At 69.4% G+C, this 17,277-nt stretch carries 18 protein-coding genes and 1 riboswitch; of the genes, 8 read left to right on the forward strand and 10 right to left on the reverse strand.

Annotation, left to right across the window (positions count from 1 at the left end):
• Positions 1–27: 27 nt before the first annotated feature.
• Together AW273_RS09135 and AW273_RS09140 are read right to left on the reverse strand one after the other, a co-directional pair.
• Positions 28–1,539 (reverse strand): AMP-binding protein, encoded by a 1,512-nt coding sequence (locus AW273_RS09135; protein ID WP_232327221.1) that lies wholly within the window; start codon positions 1,537–1,539, stop codon positions 28–30.
• 84 nt (positions 1,540–1,623) lie between these two features.
• Positions 1,624–2,397: an MBL fold metallo-hydrolase gene (locus AW273_RS09140; RefSeq protein ID WP_062347163.1), complete on the reverse strand. Its 774-nt coding sequence runs from the start codon at positions 2,395–2,397 to the stop codon at positions 1,624–1,626.
• A 90-nt stretch (positions 2,398–2,487) separates the two neighbouring features.
• A riboswitch (cobalamin riboswitch) is annotated at positions 2,488–2,699 on the forward strand.
• Positions 2,700–2,778: 79 nt separating this feature from the next.
• Here AW273_RS09140 and AW273_RS09145 point away from each other — a divergent pair.
• The 3 genes from AW273_RS09145 to AW273_RS09155 all read left to right on the forward strand — a co-directional run bounded on the left by AW273_RS09145 (position 2,779) and on the right by AW273_RS09155 (position 6,382).
• The gene (locus tag AW273_RS09145) at positions 2,779–5,058 is read left to right on the forward strand and encodes a ribonucleoside-diphosphate reductase subunit alpha (protein ID WP_083949623.1); all 2,280 of its coding nucleotides are present in this window, start codon (positions 2,779–2,781) and stop codon (positions 5,056–5,058) included.
• Positions 5,058–6,053, forward strand: a complete 996-nt coding sequence (locus AW273_RS09150) for a ribonucleotide-diphosphate reductase subunit beta (protein ID WP_062347167.1) — start codon at positions 5,058–5,060, stop codon at positions 6,051–6,053. Before AW273_RS09145 ends, AW273_RS09150 begins: the two co-directional genes overlap by 1 nt.
• 101 nt (positions 6,054–6,154) lie before the next feature.
• The gene (locus tag AW273_RS09155; RefSeq protein WP_062347169.1) at positions 6,155–6,382 is read left to right on the forward strand and encodes a hypothetical protein; all 228 of its coding nucleotides are present in this window, start codon (positions 6,155–6,157) and stop codon (positions 6,380–6,382) included.
• On the opposite strand, the gene AW273_RS09160 is transcribed toward AW273_RS09155, so the two are convergent.
• On the reverse strand, positions 6,376–7,515 hold the full coding sequence (locus AW273_RS09160) for an acetate--CoA ligase family protein (RefSeq protein ID WP_157555654.1): 1,140 nt from the start codon (positions 7,513–7,515) through the stop codon (positions 6,376–6,378). The genes AW273_RS09155 and AW273_RS09160 overlap by 7 nt on opposite strands.
• Before the next feature lie 95 nt (positions 7,516–7,610).
• Here AW273_RS09160 and AW273_RS09165 point away from each other — a divergent pair, with 95 nt between their 5' ends.
• The gene (locus AW273_RS09165) at positions 7,611–9,152 is read left to right on the forward strand and encodes a GAF domain-containing sensor histidine kinase (RefSeq protein ID WP_062347173.1); all 1,542 of its coding nucleotides are present in this window, start codon (positions 7,611–7,613) and stop codon (positions 9,150–9,152) included.
• On the opposite strand, the gene AW273_RS09170 is transcribed toward AW273_RS09165, so the two are convergent.
• The 4 genes from AW273_RS09170 to AW273_RS09185 all read right to left on the reverse strand — a co-directional run bounded on the left by AW273_RS09170 (position 9,145) and on the right by AW273_RS09185 (position 12,156).
• Positions 9,145–9,549, reverse strand: coding sequence for a pyridoxamine 5'-phosphate oxidase family protein (locus AW273_RS09170; protein WP_062347175.1), 405 nt, complete (start codon positions 9,547–9,549; stop codon positions 9,145–9,147). The genes AW273_RS09165 and AW273_RS09170 overlap by 8 nt on opposite strands.
• A gap of 51 nt (positions 9,550–9,600) precedes the next feature.
• Complete coding sequence (locus AW273_RS09175; RefSeq protein ID WP_062347177.1) at positions 9,601–10,242, reverse strand: response regulator; 642 nt, start codon at positions 10,240–10,242, stop codon at positions 9,601–9,603.
• Between the two features lie 77 nt (positions 10,243–10,319).
• A complete protein-coding gene (locus tag AW273_RS09180; protein WP_198168065.1) occupies positions 10,320–10,805 on the reverse strand; it encodes a TspO/MBR family protein in 486 nt (161 codons plus the stop codon).
• A 55-nt stretch (positions 10,806–10,860) separates the two neighbouring features.
• Positions 10,861–12,156: an extracellular catalytic domain type 1 short-chain-length polyhydroxyalkanoate depolymerase gene (locus tag AW273_RS09185; protein WP_062347181.1), complete on the reverse strand. Its 1,296-nt coding sequence runs from the start codon at positions 12,154–12,156 to the stop codon at positions 10,861–10,863.
• A gap of 96 nt (positions 12,157–12,252) precedes the next feature.
• On the opposite strand from AW273_RS09185, the gene AW273_RS09190 reads away from it, so the two are divergent.
• Both AW273_RS09190 and AW273_RS09195 read left to right on the forward strand, forming a co-directional pair.
• Positions 12,253–12,525 (forward strand): methyltransferase domain-containing protein, encoded by a 273-nt coding sequence (locus AW273_RS09190; protein ID WP_062347182.1) that lies wholly within the window; start codon positions 12,253–12,255, stop codon positions 12,523–12,525.
• A gap of 4 nt (positions 12,526–12,529) precedes the next feature.
• A complete protein-coding gene (locus AW273_RS09195) occupies positions 12,530–13,351 on the forward strand; it encodes a DUF72 domain-containing protein (RefSeq protein ID WP_062347184.1) in 822 nt (273 codons plus the stop codon).
• Here AW273_RS09195 and AW273_RS09200 read toward each other — a convergent pair.
• A complete protein-coding gene (locus AW273_RS09200) occupies positions 13,348–14,292 on the reverse strand; it encodes a GlxA family transcriptional regulator (protein WP_062347187.1) in 945 nt (314 codons plus the stop codon). The two genes, AW273_RS09195 and AW273_RS09200, sit on opposite strands and share 4 nt — an antisense overlap.
• 85 nt (positions 14,293–14,377) lie before the next feature.
• On the opposite strand from AW273_RS09200, the gene AW273_RS09205 reads away from it, so the two are divergent.
• A complete protein-coding gene (locus tag AW273_RS09205) occupies positions 14,378–14,740 on the forward strand; it encodes a hypothetical protein (RefSeq protein ID WP_062347393.1) in 363 nt (120 codons plus the stop codon).
• On the opposite strand, the gene AW273_RS09210 is transcribed toward AW273_RS09205, so the two are convergent.
• Entirely contained in the window at positions 14,741–15,913 is a 1,173-nt protein-coding gene (locus tag AW273_RS09210) for an AI-2E family transporter (RefSeq protein ID WP_232327222.1), read from the reverse strand.
• A gap of 84 nt (positions 15,914–15,997) precedes the next feature.
• Positions 15,998–16,552 carry a hypothetical protein gene (locus AW273_RS09215; RefSeq protein ID WP_157555655.1) on the reverse strand — a complete coding sequence of 185 codons (555 nt, stop codon included), beginning with the start codon at positions 16,550–16,552 and terminating at the stop codon, positions 15,998–16,000.
• 144 nt (positions 16,553–16,696) lie between these two features.
• On the opposite strand from AW273_RS09215, the gene AW273_RS09220 reads away from it, so the two are divergent.
• The gene (locus AW273_RS09220; RefSeq protein ID WP_062347192.1) at positions 16,697–17,227 is read left to right on the forward strand and encodes a peptidylprolyl isomerase; all 531 of its coding nucleotides are present in this window, start codon (positions 16,697–16,699) and stop codon (positions 17,225–17,227) included.
• The last annotated feature ends 50 nt before the right edge of the window (positions 17,228–17,277 follow it).

The following is a 17,277-nucleotide window of genomic DNA, read 5'->3' on the forward strand; positions in this document are numbered from 1 at the left end:
TGGATAAACCTGCGGGGTATCTGCACTTTACCGCCGCGCACGCAGCTCGTTTTTCCGTATTTTGCCTGATGAGGTCTTGGGTAGCGGGCCGAACTCGTACCGGTCGGGGGCTTTGAAGGCGGCCAGCCGGGCCCTGACGTGAGCACGTAGTTCCTCCGGCGAGACGGTGTGTCCTTCGCGCAGGGTCACGTAGGCGATCGGGCGCTCACCCCAGTGTTCGTCCGGCATCGCCACGACGGCGGCCTCCAGCACGGCCGGGTGGGCCGCGAGCGCCGACTCGACCTCGATCGACGAGATGTTCTCTCCGCCGGAGACGATGACGTCCTTGGCCCGGTCGCGCAGTTCCAGATAGCCGTCGGGGTGGAGCACGCCCAGGTCGCCGGTGCGGAACCAGCCGTCGGGGACCGCCAGGCGGGTCGCCTCGTCGTCGCGGTAGTAGCCGAGCATGACGGTGTTCCCGCGCAGGGCCACCTCGCCCAGGGTCGCGCCGTCGCGGGGGACGTCCGTGCCGTCCTTCAGCACGCGGATCGTGCACGACACCAGGTTGGAGACGCCCTGACGGGCCCGCAGGACGGCCTGCTCGGCCACGGGCAGCGTGTTCCATTCGGGCCGCCAGTCGCAGATGGCGGCGGGGCCGAAGGTCTCGGTCAGGCCGTACAGATGAGTGATGTCGAGGCCCGCGCGTTCGCAGCCGGCCAGCAGCGACGGCGACGGCGGCGCGCCTCCGACGGCGACCGCCACCCGCCGCCCGCGCGCCGGCGGGGCCACTTCGAGCAGCGAGATCAGCACGGTCGGCGCGCCGCAGAACATGGTCACGCCCTCGGCGTCGATCAGGCGCCACACCTGGGCGGGGTCCACTCTTCGCAGACAGACGTGGACCCCGCCGGCCGCCGTGACGGCCCAGGGGAAGGCCCATCCGTTGCAGTGGAACATCGGCAGAGTCCACAGATAGACGGTCTCCGGCGTGAGCCGGAAGTGGGCGACCATGGCGAGCGACTGGAGGTAGGCGCCGCGATGGTGGTACATGACACCCTTCGGGTGCCCGGTGGTCCCGCTGGTGTAGTTGAGCGCCATCAGCCCGCGCTCGTCGGCCTCGACCCGGTGGGGTTCGGCCTCGGCCCGCAGCCGTTCGTGTTCGGCCGGACCCACGACGCGCAGGCCGCCGCCGATCTCCTCGGCCAGTTCGGCGAACTCGGGGTCGTGCAGGAGGACGGTCGCCCCCGAGTGCTCCAGGATGTGGCGGAGTTCGGCGGCCGCGAGCCGGATGTTCAGCGTGACCAGCACCGCGCCCGCGTACAACACGCCGAAGTGGGATTCGAGCAGCAGCGGCGAGTTGGCCCCCAGCACGGCCACGCGGTCGCCCGGCTCGACCCCGAGCCCGCGCAGCAAGCCGGCCTGCCGCAGGCAGCGGTCGTGCAGTTCGCGGTAGGTCAGCCGCAGGTCTCCGTCGACCACGGCGAGCCGCTCGGCGTGGACCTCGGCGGCCCGGTCGAGCAGGGCGGTCGGGGTGAGCGGCTCGTAGCTGACGTGAGACGGCACCGCTCGCCACCCTTCGAAACCGGACATCGGGTGACTATTCTGGAATCGAGTTCCGTATCTTGTCAATCGGTTCACATATGAGAACTAGAACGACGTCGGCTGGCCCGGTTCCAGGAGGCGCAGGCGGTCGTCGAGCTCGTACTTCTCGAAGGCGTCCAGGAGGTCGGCCGGGCCCTCGGTGAAGTGTTGCCAGCCCTCCATGTGGAGGGGGATGACCACCTCGGCGCCGGTGATCAGGGTCGCCTCGACGACCTCCTCGCCCGTGAAGGTCAGGAAGCCGTCGACCAGGGGGGTGCGGGCCGCCCCGGCGAAGAACAGGCCCGCGTCCATCGGCCCGAGCCGCTCCGTGATCTCCCTGGTCGCTTCGAGCGAGGCGTTGTCGCCGCTCACATAGATGGCCGGCAGATCGAAGGCGGTCAGCACGAAACCCGTCACCGGCCCCAAGAGGTCCTCCGTGCCCGGTGGCCCGTGCTCGGCCGGCACCCACGTGATCCGCAGTGAACCGCCGTCGGGCCGTTCGAAGGTCACGTGGTCCCAGGCGGGCAGGCCGGTGACGTCCTCCCCGAGGCGCTCGGCGGCCTCGGGTGTGGTCAGCACCTCCGGCACCTCGTCGAGCAGCGCTCGGCCCGAATGGTCCAGGTTGTCGGCGTGCTGATCGTGCGAGAGCAGGATGATGTCGAGATCGCCCAGTTCGTGGGGCTGGACGGCCGGGCCGGTGGTCTTGATGAGCGTACGGGTGCCGCTGACGATCGGTCCCGGCCCGTCGAAGGTCGGGTCGGTGAGCAACTTCAGGCCGCCGATCTCCAGCAACGCCGTCGGCCCGCCCACCAACCGCACGGTGCAGGTTTTCCGCTCCATCACCCCATCCTGCGCGCACCCCGTTCAAGGGAATCCATCCGGGGGTGCAACACACCACATGTTGATGTGACAGCCGAGAACGATCCCATATATGGTGTCTCCCGCGTTGGTTCGCCCCGCCCGCCAGCCGGGGTGCCGTAAGAGGGAACCCGGTGCGAATCCGGGACTGCCCCGCAGCGGTGAGCGGGAACGAAAGCCGTCAATCAAGCACTGGGCCTGGGCCTGGGAAGCGACGGCCGGTAGGCGCCTTTCACGAAGGCCTGCCCGCGAGTCCGAATACCTGCCATCGCGTTTTGGTCCGAGGCCGCGTGGGACGGCCCTGCCCGGGTGCCCTGCGCCCGCGTGCCTCGGTGGGTTCGCGAGGAGAGGGCTCCAACGAGGATGCGCATCAAGAAGCGTGACGGTTCGCTCGAACCGGTCGACGTGACCAGGATCGTGCGGGCGGTCGAACGTTGTTCCGGCGGGCTCGCCGACGTCGAGCCGCTGCGGGTCGCCACCAGGACGATCAGCGGCCTGTACGACGGCGCCACCACCGAGGAACTCGACCGGTTGTCGATCCAGACCGCCGCCGAGATGATCGGCGAGGAGCCGCAGTACTCCCGGCTGGCCGCCCGGCTGCTGGCGGCGTACATCACCAAGGAGGTGGCCGCCGACACCTTCAGCCGGTCGATCAAGGAAGGCCACGCCCTCGGCCTGATCGGCGACACCACCGCCGCCTTCGTGGCCGACCACGCCGACCTGCTCGACGCCACGATCGACACCGCCAACGACCGGCGGTTCGAGTACTTCGGCCTGCGCACCGTGTACGACCGCTACCTGCTCCGCCACCCCCGGACCCGGCTCCCCGTCGAGACCCCGCAGTTCTGGCTGCTCCGGGTGGCCTGCGGTCTGGCGCGGCGGCCCGAGGAGGCGGTCGAGCTCTACCGCCTGATGTCGTCGCTGGCCTACCTGCCCAGCTCGCCGACGTTGTTCAACTCCGGCACCGGCCACACCCAGATGTCGTCGTGCTACCTGGTCGACTCCCCGCGCGACGAACTCGGCTCGATCTACGAGCGGTACGCCCAGGTCGCCCACCTGTCGAAGTTCGCCGGCGGCATCGGCATCTCCTGGTCCCGCGTGCGATCGAGGGGCGCCCTGATCAAGGGCACCAACGGCCACTCCAACGGGATCGTCCCGTTCCTGCGCACCCTCGACGCCTCCGTGGCCGCCGTCAACCAGGGCGGCCGGCGGAAGGGCGCCGCGTGCGTCTACCTGGAGCCCTGGCACCCCGACGTCGAGGAGTTCCTGGAGCTGCGGGACAACACCGGCGAGGACGCCCGCCGCACCCACAACCTGAACCTGGCCAACTGGATCCCCGACGAGTTCATGCGCCGCGTCGAGGCCGATCAGATGTGGTCGCTGTTCGACCCGAACGAGCTGCCCGAGCTGCCCGACCTGTGGGGCGAGGCCTTCGACGAGGTCTACCGGACGGCGGAGGCGGACGGCCGTCAGGTGCGCCGGATCCGCGCCCGCGACCTCTACGCCAAGATGATGCGCACCCTGGCCCAGACCGGCAACGGCTGGATGACCTTCAAGGACACCTCGAACCGCACCTGCAACCAGGCCGCCGAGCCGGGCAACGTGGTGCACCTGTCGAACCTGTGCACCGAGATCATCGAGGTGTCGAACGACGAGGAGACCGCGGTCTGCAACCTCGGTTCGATCAACCTGGCCGCCCACCTGGCGGAGGGCGGAATCGACTGGGAGAAGCTGCGCAGGACCGTCAGGACAGCGGTGGTCTTCCTCGACCGGGTGATCGACATCAACTACTACCCGACTCGGCAGGCCGCGGCGAGCAATCCGCGCTGGCGCCCGGTCGGCCTGGGGCTGATGGGTCTCCAGGACGTCTTCTTCGCGCTCCGGCTGCCGTTCGACTCGCCCGAGGCAAAGGAGCTCTCCACCCGGATCTCGGAGGAGATCTACCTGGCCGCCCTCGACACCTCGGCCGACCTCGCGGCGGAGCACGGCCCGCATCCGGCGTACGGGGAGACCTGGGCGGCCCGCGGGAAACTCCAGCCCGACCTGCACGGCCTCAGCCCCGAGTGGACCGCGCTCCGCGCCAAGATCGCCGAGCACGGGCTGCGCAACTCCCTGCTGATCGCCGTCGCCCCCACCGCGACCATCGCCTCGATCGCGGGCTGCTACGAGTGCGTCGAGCCGCAGGTGTCGAATCTCTTCAAGCGCGAGACGTTGAGCGGGGAGTTCCTCCAGATCAACAACGCGCTGGTCGCCGAGCTCAAGGCGCGCGGCCTGTGGACGGAGCCGATCCGCACGGCCATCCGCCAGGCCGAGGGCTCGGTCCAGGGCATCGCCGAACTGCCCGGCGAGATCAGGACCCTGTTCAGAACCGCCTGGGAACTGCCCCAGCGGGCGTTGGTCGACATGGCGGCGGCACGCGGCCCGTACATCGACCAGAGCCAGTCGCTCAACCTGTTCATGGCCAGCCCGACCATCGACAAGTTGTCGTCGATGTACCTCTACGCCTGGAAGTCGGGCCTCAAGACCACGTACTACCTGCGCTCGCGCCCCGCGACGCGCATCCAGCAGGCCACCGTGCCGGTCCTCACCGCCGCGGAGGTCTGCTCCCTGGAGAACCCCGAGTCCTGTGAGGCGTGCCAGTGATGCTGCTCGACCCCGGCATGAGCCTGACCCTGCGCCCGATGCGCTACCCGGCGTTCTTCGAGCGCTACCGCGACGCCATCAAGAACACCTGGACCGTCGAGGAGGTCGACCTCCACTCCGACCTCGCCGACCTGGGCAGACTGTCGCCCGCCGAACGCCACCTGGTGTCACGGCTGGTGGCCTTCTTCGCCACGGGCGACACGATCGTCGCCAACAATCTGGTGCTCAACCTCTATCAGCACGTCAACGCCCCCGAAGCGCGCCTCTACCTGTCGCGGCAGCTCTTCGAGGAGGCCGTGCACGTGCAGTTCTACCTGAACCTGCTCGACACCTACGTGCCCGACGAGCAGGAGCGTTTCGAGGCCTTCGCGGCGGTCGAGAACATCCCGTCGATCAGCCGCAAGGCCGAGTTCTGCTTCCGCTGGATCGACTCACTCGGCGACCTCAGGAGCCTGGAGACCAAGGCCGACCGCCGGGCCTTCCTGCTCAACCTCATCTGCTTCGCCGCCTGCATCGAGGGCCTGTTCTTCTACGGCGCCTTCGCGTACGTCTACTTCCTGCGCTCCCGAGGCCTGCTGAACGGCCTGGCCTCGGGCACGAACTGGGTGTTCCGCGACGAGTCGATGCACATGGCGTTCGCGTTCGACGTCGTCGAGGTCGCCCGCGCCGAGGAGCCCGACCTGTTCGACGACGACCTGATCGCCCAGATCAGGCAGATGCTCGCCGAGGCGGTCGACTGCGAGGCCCAGTTCGCCGAAGACCTCCTCAACCAGGGGGTGCCGGGCATGTCGATCGCCGACATGCGCCTCTACCTGGAGCACGTCGCCGACCGCCGGCTGGCCCAGCTCGGCATCCTGCCCCTCTACGGCTCGAAGAACCCCTTCGCCTTCATGGAACTCCAGGACGTGCAGGAGCTCTCGAACTTCTTCGAGCGCAAGGTCTCGGCCTACCAGGTCGGCGTCACGGGCACGGTCAGCTTCGACGCCGACTTCTAAGGCCGCTGTAAAGCCCCCTCCAATCCGGGCCGTGACCACTGGACTCGTCAAGAAGGCCGTGGTCACGGTGGAGGTACCGCTAAGCCGGAAGGGGATCTCCGATGGAGAAGAAGAGAGTGGCCGCAGTCGGTGCGGGGCTCGCCGGAGCGGCGGCCCTGGTGTTCGGGCCCGTGGCCACGTCGGCGTCGGCCACCGAGGCGGCGACGCAGACCACCACGACGGCCGCGTCCGCGCCGTCACATCGCGACCCGCCGCACCACAGTGATCACCCCCACAAGAAGCATCACAACAAGCACCACAAGCACCACAACAAACACCACCACTACTGAGTGGAGTGCCGTCGGTCGCGATCGTCGCGGCCGTCGGCCCTTCTCACCCGCGCCCCGGTGACCGTCACGCCCTTCGACGAGACGGTCACCGGTGACAGGTCGATCGACGTCACCTCCGGGAGGGTCGCGATCAGGCGGCCGACCCGCGTCAGCAGTTCGCCCAGCGCGGTCGTGTCGGCCTTGGGATGGTCGCGGTAGCCGTACAGCAGGGGTGAGCAGCGCAGGTCGGCGATCATCTCGGCGGCGGTCTCCGGCCCGAGCGGCGGGACCCGGCAGGCCCGGTCGCCGGTCAGTTCGGCGACCACCCCGCCGTAGCCGACCACCACGAGCGGCCCGGTCACCGGGTCGTTGACGCCCCGCACGGTCATCTCCACGCCCGGCCAGGAGGCGCCCAGCGTGATGCCGAAGTGGGCCAGCAGCCGAGGCGTGTCGTGGACGAGGCCGTGCGCCTCCGGGTCGTCGCCCACGAAGAGCCATTCGGGCGCGGTACGCCGCCACTCCGCATACGCCGCCACCCGCGCCAGTGCGCCGACCGCCTGCTCCGGGTAGGCGTAACACGGCACCCGGCCCCCGACCAGCCCGTCCTGGCCGAGCACGCACGCCAGCGTCGTCACCTTCCGCTCGGCCGCCAGCACGGTCTTCCACGCCGTCCCCAGGTCCGCTCCGAACGGCGCGACGACCAGACACGCGTCGGCGTCGGCGTCGGCCGCGTGCGGGAGCAGCGTCGTCGCCGCGTCGGCGTGCAGCAGGTCGCCGCTGACGGCCACCCGGCGGCCCGCCGGGAGCGGCTGGTAGGCCAGCAGCCGGACCGTGTCGACCAGGTCACGCAGCCCTTCGACGAGGATCACCCCGGTCGCGCGGGCGAGCGCCGCCAGCCCTTCGGTGATCCCGGCCGGGGTGCGGACCACGATCGGCTTGCGCCGGCTGACCCGCGCCGCCACCTGCGCGAACTCGCGGGGATCGCCCAGCGAGTCGACGACGATGACGGTCGTCTGCGGGTCGTCGCCCCAATGGGACAACATCTCCGCGTCGTCGGCCCGCACGTAGGAACACACCGGCAGCACGTCGACGAGCGCCGCCAGCACCGCCTCCGACCGTGCCAGCACGGCCACCTCACCAGGAATGGAATCCACGCCGACAGGCTGCCCGCGTCGAGGTTCCCCCAGTAGGGCCGGACGGCTCGCCCCGAAAGGACCAAAGTCCCGCCGGTTAGGAGCAGAATGTCGGCATGGCTCACCCCCTCGTGCCCAGCATGCGTCTCGACGAGCTGCTGGCCGAGCTCCAGACCCGGCTCGAAGCCGTGCTGGCCACCCGCGACCGCGTCCACTCCCTGCTCGAAGCCGTGGTCCTCATCGGCAGCGACCTCCAGTTGGAGATCGTGCTGGGCCGGATCGTGGAGACCGCCGCCCGGCTGGTCGACGCCACCTACGGCGCGCTCGGCGTGGTGGGCGAGGAGTCCACGCTCCTGGAGTTCATCCCGGTCGGGCTGAGCGAGGAGGAGATCGCCCGCATCGAGCACTGGCCCCACGGCCTCGGGCTGCTCGGGCTGCTCATCAAGGAGCCGAAGCCGCTCCGGCTGGCGCGGATCTCCGACCACCCCGACTCCTACGGCTTTCCGCCCGGCCACCCGCCGATGGGCAGTTTCCTCGGGGTGCCGCTGCGGGTGCGCGACGAGGTGTTCGGCAACCTCTACCTGACCGAGAAGCGCGGCGGCGCCGAGTTCGACGAGGAGGACCAGGCGGTCGTCACCGCGCTCGCCACGGCCGCCGGCGTCGCCATCGAGAACGCCCGCCTGTTCGAGGAGACCCGCCGCCGCGAGATGTGGCTGCAGGCGTCGTCCGAGGTGACCACGAGCCTGCTGTCGGGCGCCGGGCCCCACGAGGTGCTCACCCACGTCGTCGGCCGGGCCCGCGAGATGGCCGATGCCGACGTCGCCGTGTTGCGCTTCGGCAACGGCACCGAGATCGTCGACGGCGACCTCGCCGACCTCGTCGACCAGGCGTCGATACCGCTGGGCCGCGTCGGTTCGGTGCGCGCGATGCTCCAGCTCGGCAAGCGTCCGGGCCGGTTGCCGTTCACGCCGTCGCTGCTGCGCATGCTGAGCGCCTTCGCCGACCAGGCCTCGATCGCGCTGGAACTGGCCGAGGCCCGGGAGGACGCCGAGCGCCTGGGCCTGCTGGAAGACCGCCACCGCATCGCCAAAGACCTGCACGACGTCGTCATCCAGCGGTTGTTCGCCACCGCCATGACGCTGATGAGCACGGTCAAGCTCGTCGAACACCCCGAGGCGGCGACCCGGGTCAGGCACACCATCGACGAACTCGACGAGACGATCAGGCAGATCCGCTCCACCATCTTCGCCCTGCAGTCGCCGGCCGTGATGGGCGAGCAGAGCCTCCGCTCCCACATCGTCGAACTGGTCGAGGGCGCCCGCGGCCACCTGGGCTTCATGCCCGGCCTGCGGATGGACGGCTGGCTCGACAACGCCGTGGGCGACGCGGTCGCCGAACAGCTCCTCGCCGTTCTGCGCGAGGCGCTCTCCAATCTCGTACGCCACGCGAAGGCCTCCCGCGCCGAAGTGGTGGCCGAGGTGACCGACGGCGTGCTCACGCTGACCGTCCAGGACGACGGCGTCGGCATCGCCGACGGGGGCCGCCGCAGCGGCCTGCGCAACCTGGAGGAGAGAGCGGTCCTGCTGGGCGGCTCGTTCACGATCGGCTCGGCCGACGGCTGGAGAACCCGCCTCCGCTGGAGCGTGCCCGTCAATTGATCCTGCGGCCCGAGACCTCGTCGGTCGAGAGTGTCACGAAGTGGTCGAACGCCGAGGGCGCCCAGGGCATCAACGGCAGCGCCGACAACCGGGCGACCTCCTCGGGCGCGGTGACCCCTCGGGCGTGCCCGAGCACGGTCACCGACCAGCCCGACCCGGTCTCCCGGTCGATGTCGTCGATCTCGAACGCCACCACGGCGTCACGGGTCGCGGCGGCCAGGCGGGAACCGATGGCGGTCCTGATGACGACGGTCTCCCCGTCGAGGACGTAGTTGACCGGCTGGACGGCGGGCAGCGCCCGGAAGGTGAAGACCAGCCGCCCGATGGGCGTGGTGGCCAGCAGGCGCAGGCATTCCTCCCGTGACAACACCGAAAGCCCGGCCGAGTCGATTCTCATGTCGTGAGTCTGCCGGTAACGGCATATAGCGGATTAGGGACCTAAGTCCTATTAATCGCGCCGATCTGCCCTCATCCGGGCCGCAAGCGCCGCCGCTTGGGTGCGCCGCTGCATGTTCAGCTTGGCCAGCAGGTTCGAGACGTAGTTCTTGACGGTCTTCTCCGCCAGATACATGCGCTCTCCGATCTGCCGGTTCGTCAGCCCCTCGCCGATCAGCTCCAGGATCGTGCGCTCCTGGTCCGACAACGCCGCCAGCGGGTCGGTGCGGCCGGCCTGGCCGCGCAGCCGGTGGAGCATCGACGCGGTGGTCTGCGGGTCGAGCAGCGACTGCCCAGCGGCGACCGTGCGGACCGCGCCCACCAGGTCGGAGCCGTGGATCTGCTTCAGCACGTAGCCCGCCGCCCCGGCCATCACGGCCTCGAAGAGCGCGTCGTCGTCGGCGTAGGAGGTGAGCATCAGGCAGGCCAGCCCCGGCACCAGGCTGCGCACGTCGCGGCAGACCTTGACACCGTCGCCGTCGGGCAGCCGGACGTCGAGGATGGCCACGTCGGGCCGCAGGGCGGGGATGCGCGCGACGGCCGCGGCGGCGGTGCCGGCCTCGCCGACGACCTCGATGTCGTCCTCCGACTCCAGCAGCGCCGCCACTCCACGCCGCACGACCTCGTGGTCGTCGAGCAGGAAGACACGAATCATGGGACGAATCTAGATAGCGGAGGTCCCCAGGGGAAGGGACCCAACCGCATGGACACGGAGGAGTTCATGGCGCCTGCCTACGTGTTGAGCCGGCCGAACTCGTAGCTCAGCGCGGCGAGATAGACCGTCCAGGCCATGAACGGCAACAACAGCAGGGCCGCCATCCTGCTGTCGCGCCAGAAGACGAAGAAGCCGACGACCTGCAGAAGGAGGAAGATCGCCGCGTCGATCGCGGCCAGATAGTGGAGGCGCAGCCCGAGCGAGAGCGGCGCCCACAGGAAGTAGGCGACCAACTGGGCCACCCACCACCACAGGGCGAGGGGCCGGGCCTGCTCGTACCAGAGCAGGCCGGCGATCAGGGCGAAGGTGAGCGAGAGGAAGGCGAACATCGGCCCGTGCAGCCAGATGGGCAGCTCGAAGGGGGGACGCTGGACCTCCGCCAACCCCGGCCGCACGTTCTGCGCGATCACCCGGTTGTCGATCGCCGTGGCGAGCACGGCGAGCAGCGCGAGCACCAGCCCCGGCCAGCGCCGGAGCCAGTGGGTACGCGGGGGTTCACTCATGGTGACACCGTAACGTCCCATAAAACGGCCTGGCCGGAGCCAGGCCGTTTCGGGGTCACGCGACGGCGCAGGCGGTTCCGTTCAGCGTGAACGCGCTCGGCCGCGCGGTGTTGCCGCTGTGGTTGGCGTTGAACCCGAACGACTGGGTCCCGTTCACGGGGATCGTCGCGTTGTAGGTCAGGTTCCGTGCCGTGACGTTCCCGCTGGCCGGTGAGACCGTGGAGTTCCACGCCGAGGTCACCGTCTGCCCGGAGGGCAGCGTGAAGGCCAGGTTCCACGAGTTGATCGGGCTGGTCCCGGTGTTGGTGATCGTCACGTTGGCCGTCAGCCCGGTGTTCCAGGGATTGACGGTGTACGCCACCCGGCAGGGCCCGTTGTCGGGAGTCGGCGTGGGCGTCGGAGTAGGCGTCGGGGTGGGCGTGGGGGTCGGCGTGGGCGTGGGCGTCGGGGAGGGCGACGGCTGGGAACCGTCGAGGCCGAAGAAGCTGATGGCCATCGCGGCCTGGCCGGACAGCGGCAGGTTGTGGCCCACCCCCTGGAGGCTGATCGCCTCGACCTGGGTGCCGTAGCGGGTCCGCGTCCAGCCCGAGCGCGGGGTGTCGGTGGAGGTCGGCGTCTGCGACAGGCCGTGGACGTTCGTCCACTGCTTGATCTGCTCCTGGAAGTTCGGGTAGCGCAGCGTGGCGTCCTCGGTGCCGTGCCAGATCTGCATCCTCGGCCGGGACCCGGTGTAGCCCGGGTAGGCGCCGCGCACCAGGTCACCCCACTGCTGCGCGGTCCTGATGAGCTGCCCGTTGGCACACTGGCTGTTCCACGTCGACCCGCCCGTGGTGGCGAAACAGGCGAACGGCACCCCCATGAACGCCGCCCCGGCCCGGAACACGTCGGGGTAGTCGCCCAGCAGGACGTTGGTCATCATGCCGCCCGAGGACGCGCCGGTGGCGAAGACGCGGTTCGGGTCGGCGTTGTAGCGCGACTTCACGTAGTCGACCATCGAGACGATGCCCACGGGGTCGCTGTTTCCGTTGTGGGTGAGCGCGCCGGAGGTGTAGACGTCGAAACACTGGCCGCTGCGGGTCGCCGACGGGTAGATCACGATGAAGCCGTACCGGTCGGCGAGGGAGGCGAACTCCGTGCCCGAGTAGAAGGCCGGGCCCGTCCCGGTGCAGTAATGCACCGCCACCAGGATCGCCGGGCGCGGGGCGACGTTGTCGGGGACGTACAGGTGCATGCGCAGGTTGGTGGGGTTGGTCCCGAAACCCGTCACCTCGACGAGCGACGCCGCCTGGGCCGGCCGCAGGGGTAACAGCCCCGCGGCCAGGATCAACAGGGCTACCAGCAGTCGTTTCATGCTTCCTCCGAGCGTTCGAAATATTCCGAGACTGATCCGAAATATTTCAGCGCGCAACGTTCGGGATCAGGGCGAACCGCCCACCTGGGAGGGGTCATGAAACATTCGGGAAGAGGTTCTTCCGGAAGGAGGGCCGCCCGCAAGGCCCACCACCTGCTGCGTGCAGCGGGATTCACCGACGTCGCCACCGAGATCCTCGGCACCGTGCTCTCCGGCCCGGAGGGCCTGCCCGCCGTGTTGAACCTGGCCAAGGGCCAGGAGGGCGAGGAGATCACCGCCTGGCGCGACGACCAGCGCCGGAGGGCGGCGGAAGGCCGGCTGTTCCTGGCCGTTCCCGTTTTCGTCACCTCCGCCCAGGTGATTGCATGACCTCATGGACCTGCACGTGGGCTGTGCGATGTGGAATCAGAAATCGTGGCCGTCACAGGGCCTGGCCGACTACGCGACCTACTGCAACGCCGTCGAGGGCAACACGACCTTCTACGCCGTCCCGTCGCGCGAGACGGTCGAGTCGTGGGCCCGCCAGACCGGCCCCGGCTTCCGCTTCCTGATCAAGCTCCCCAAGACCATCACCCACGAACGCCACCTGACCGGCGCGGCCGACGAACTGAGGGCGTTCCTGCACACGATGGAACCCCTGGGCCCCCGCAACCACGCCCTGTGGATCCAGCTCCCCAGCGGTTTCGGCCCCCTCGACGTCGGCACCCTGGCGGCCTTCCTCCGCAACCTGCCCGGAGACCACCGATACGCCGTCGAGGTCCGCCACCGGGCCTTCTTCGACGACGACCGGGCGATCGCGGCGCTGGAGAGGGCCCTGGCCGTCAGAGACGCCGAATGGGTGCCCTTCGACACCACCGTCCTGTTCGAGCGCCCGCCGACCTCCGACACCGAGCGCGAGGCCTGGACGAGGAAACCGCGGATGCCCAGAAGGGACCGCGCGCTCACCGACCGCCCGCTGATCCGCTACATCGGCCGCGACGACCCCGACCGGACCGTCGAGGGCTGGGCTTTCTGGGTGGACAAGACCGTCGAGTGGCTGAAGGAGGGCCGTTCGCCGACGATGTTCGTGCACACCCCCGACAACGTCGACGCGCTGACCCTGAACCGGCGCTTCCACGAGGAGGTCCGGGCCCGGCTCCCCGAACTGGAGCCGCTGCCCGAGCCTCCGGAGGTGGAGCCGCTGACGCTCTTCTAACGGTTCTTCCGGAAGGCCGAGGGTGCGATGCCGAAGCGGCTGGTGAAGGCCTGCCGCAGCGACTCGGCCCGGCCGAATCCGGTCCGCTGGGCGATCACCGCCATCGTCAGGTCGGTCGTCTCCAGCAGCCGCGCCGCCGCCTCCAGCCGGGCCTCGCGTACGTATCGGGCCGGCGACGAGCCCAGGTGCTTCACGAACAGGCGGGTCAGGTGGCGTTCGCTCGTTCCGGCGCGGCGGGCGAGGGCGGACGTCGACAGGTCGTCGCACAGGTTGGCGCCGATGAAGGCGGTGAGGGTGCTCAGCGGCCCGTCGGGGGCGGGGGGTTTGACGAACATGCTCATCTGGGCCTGGTTGCCGGGGCGCTGGAGGTAGGTCACCAGGTGCCGCGAGGTCATCCGGGCCACTTCGGCGCCGTGGTCCTCCTCGATGAAGGCCAGCGTGAGGTCGAGCGCGGCGGTCACCCCGGCCGAGGTGGCGACCGCGCCGTCGCGGATGAAGATCGGGTCGGGGTCGACCGTGATCTGCGGGTGGCGGGCGGCCAGGCGGGCGGCGTCCCACCAGTGGGTGGTGGCGCGGCGGCCGTCGAGGAGGCCGGTTGCGGCCAGCACCGACGCGCCCGTGCAGACCGAGGCGACCCGGCGGGTGACCTTGGCGAGCCGTCTGATGTGGGCGACCAGCAGGGGGTTGCCCGCGGCGTCGTCGCAGCCGATCCCGCCGGCGATGATCAGGGTGTCGAGCGGGCCGGTCTCGTGTTCGAGCGTGGTCTGCGCGGCCAGGGTCAGCCCGCTGGCGCAGACGACGGGACGGCCGCCGAGGGTGGCGAACGAGACGTCGTAGGGAGGCGCGGCGCCGAACAGGTTGGACATGATCAGTGAGCTGGTGACGCTGGCGATGTCCAGTAATTCGGCGGCGGGATACCCGACGACCACGACTCTCCGCATGACAGCAGACTAAGAGCCCAGGTTTCCGGACACATTGGCCTTCGGATGTAGGTTCGTCTCCTTCTCGCGGACCATCCTCGACCGCATGAACTGGAAACGATTCGTCCTCCACTACCTTGAGATGGTCCTCGCGATGTTCGCCGGGATGTTCCTGCTCGGCCTGATCACCGGCCGCTGGGACTTCGGCCCCGAGGCGGGCTATCTGGTCATGGCGACCAACATGTCGATCGGGATGGCCGTGGTCATGCTGCTGCGCGGGCACTCATGGCCGCGCACCCTGGAGATGTGCGCCGCCATGTACGCGCCCGCGCTCGTGGCCTTCCCGCTGTTCTGGGCCGGTGTGCTCGACGACCACGGCCTGATGATGGTCACCCACGTGATCATGTTCCCGCTCATGCTCGCGGTGATGTTGTTCCGCCGCGAGGAGTACGCCCACGCCCACCACTAGTCAGAGCTTCTCCTGCCGGGGCAGGACCACCTCCCGCAGGACCAGCAGCAGCGCGGCGGCCAGCGGGATGCCGAGCAGGGCGCCCACGACGCCGAGCAGCGCGCCGCCCAGCAGGGCGCCGATGATCGTCGCGATCGGGGGCACGTCGACCGACGACTTGAACACCCTCGGCGAGATCACGTAGTTCTCGATCTGCTGGTAGATCACGAAGAAGATCACGCACGCGATGCCGACGGGCAACGAGGTCAGCAGCCCGACCAGCGAGGCCACCACGGCGCCGATGACCGCGCCGACCATGGGGATCAGGTCGGTGACCGCCACGAAGATCGCCAGCGCCAGGGCGTAGGGGACCCCGGCGATGGTCAGGAAGATGAACGTCACCACGCCGGCGATCAGGGAGATGATCAGGTTGCCGCCGACGTAGCCGCCGATCTGCCTGATCACCTCGTCCACGAGCTTGGTCACCCGCTCGCGCCGCGAGCGCGGCACCAGCCGGTAGCCCGACTCCTTGATCGAGTTCAGCGACCCGAGGAAATAGAGCGTCAGCACCAGCACCGTCAGGAAGCTGAACACGGCGCTGATCACCACCCCGGCCACGCCCAGGATGCCGCCGAAGAGCTGGCTGGCCAGGTCGCCGCTGGTGACGTACTCCGTCAGCTTGTCCAGTACCTGGTACTCCTGGTCGAGCGACCGGATCAGGGGATGGTTCTGGAGTTGCCGTACGAGTGTCGGCACGTCCTGGATGAATCCGGTCGTCTGCTCGGTGAGGGCGGGCACGATCGAGACCGCGAAGATCGCGAAGAACGCGATCACCCCGACGAACACGATGGTGATCGCCCAGATGCGGGCCATGCCGCGGCCGTGCAGCCACTCGACGGCCGGGTTGAGCCCGATCGCGAGGAACAGCGACACCACGATCAGCACCAGGACCGACCCGGCGGCGGCCACCATCTGCACCAGCCACCAGGCGGTCAGCACACCCAGCGCGGCCACCAGGCCGAACATGAACGGGCTGTTGCCCATGGGCTTGCCGGGACGGCCGAACGGCAGCTTGTGCTCGCCGGTCGGCTCGGGTTCGGGCGGGGGCGGCGGTTCGGCCACGGCGCCGATGGGGGCGTGTGCGATGGGCGCCTCGACGTGCGGGGGCCCGGAAGAAACGGATTTGTCCGTCACGAGAGCCAAGACTGCCCCAAAGGTGCCTCCATACACAAAGAAGCCGGCGCCCGATCATGGGCGCCGGCTCCTCCGGACAGGGCCTCAGGACATCCGGTTCTGCATCTCTTCGGCCTTCTGCTCCATCGTCTCGCCGGCCTGCTGAGCGCGGTGCCGCACGTGCTCGACCTTGCCGCGGACGGCGTCCTTGGTTTCGGACATGGTGTCCGCCCACTGCCGGGCGTTCCGCTTGTAGAGCGCGAAGCCGATCGCGCCCATCGCCAGCCCGCCCATCAGCACCATCAGCGGCATCCGGGTGCGCCGCCTGATGATCGGCGGCGCCGGGTCGATCCGCCGCGCCATCTCGGCCATGATCGCGGCCACCCTCGGCGCGATCTGCTCCTCGAACGACACGGCCGCGTGGTCAAGCCGCGGGGCGGCCCAGTAGCGGGCGTCTTCGAGTCGGCTCGTCGCGACGTCACGGGCGGTGCCCGCGTAGTCGCGCGCGTTTCCGGCCATGCCGATCGCGCTGTCACGGGCCATTCCGGCCATCGGGCCGACCCTGCCCGCCGTGCGGTAGGCCGAGTGTTTGGCCCGGCTCGCCCATGTGTCTGGATAGTCGAGCGCGGCGCGCGCCTTCTTCTTCATTGTCCGGGACACGACAACCTCCCCTGTCGAATTGGGGCCCCGAGTCGTCACCTTCCCGGTCGAATGCCCCTCAATCATCACCAGGGGCGCTCCGGACGATCGCTACCCTTGCCCTTGGAAAACATCGAGTCTGTGACACAAAGGGGGCGGCCACGCATGGCTGAGAACCTCATCGCGACCCTGAACACCAACCGGGGCACGATCAAAATCAAGCTCTGGCCGAACCAGGCGCCGAAGACCGTGCGCAACTTCGTCGAGCTCGCCGAAGGCACCCGGGAGTGGACCCACCCCGAGACCGGCCAGAAGACCAACGCCAAGCTCTACGACGGCACGGTCTTCCACCGCGTGATCGCCGGGTTCATGCTCCAGGGCGGCGACCCGCTGGGCCAGGGCATCGGCGGCCCCGGCTACGACTTCGACGACGAGATCCACGTCGACAACCAGTTCAACCGTCCCTACCTGCTGGCCATGGCCAACGCGGGCAAGCGGTTCGGCAAGGGCACCAACGGCTCGCAGTTCTTCATCACCGTCGCCAAGACCCCCCACCTCAACCAGGGGCACACGATCTTCGGCGAGGTCATCGAGGGCACCGACGTGGTCGACGCGATCGCCACCACCGAGACCGACGGCCGCGACCGGCCGATCAAGGAAGTCGTCCTGGAGTCGGTCACCATCGACCGGGTCTGATCGCCCACGGCGGAGGCGCCCCACGGTGGGCGCCTCCGCCGTTTCCGTAT

Origin of the sequence: Herbidospora yilanensis (assembly GCF_001570565.1) — a bacterium.
In the GTDB taxonomy this organism is placed as follows: Bacteria; Actinomycetota; Actinomycetes; order Streptosporangiales; family Streptosporangiaceae; genus Herbidospora; species Herbidospora yilanensis.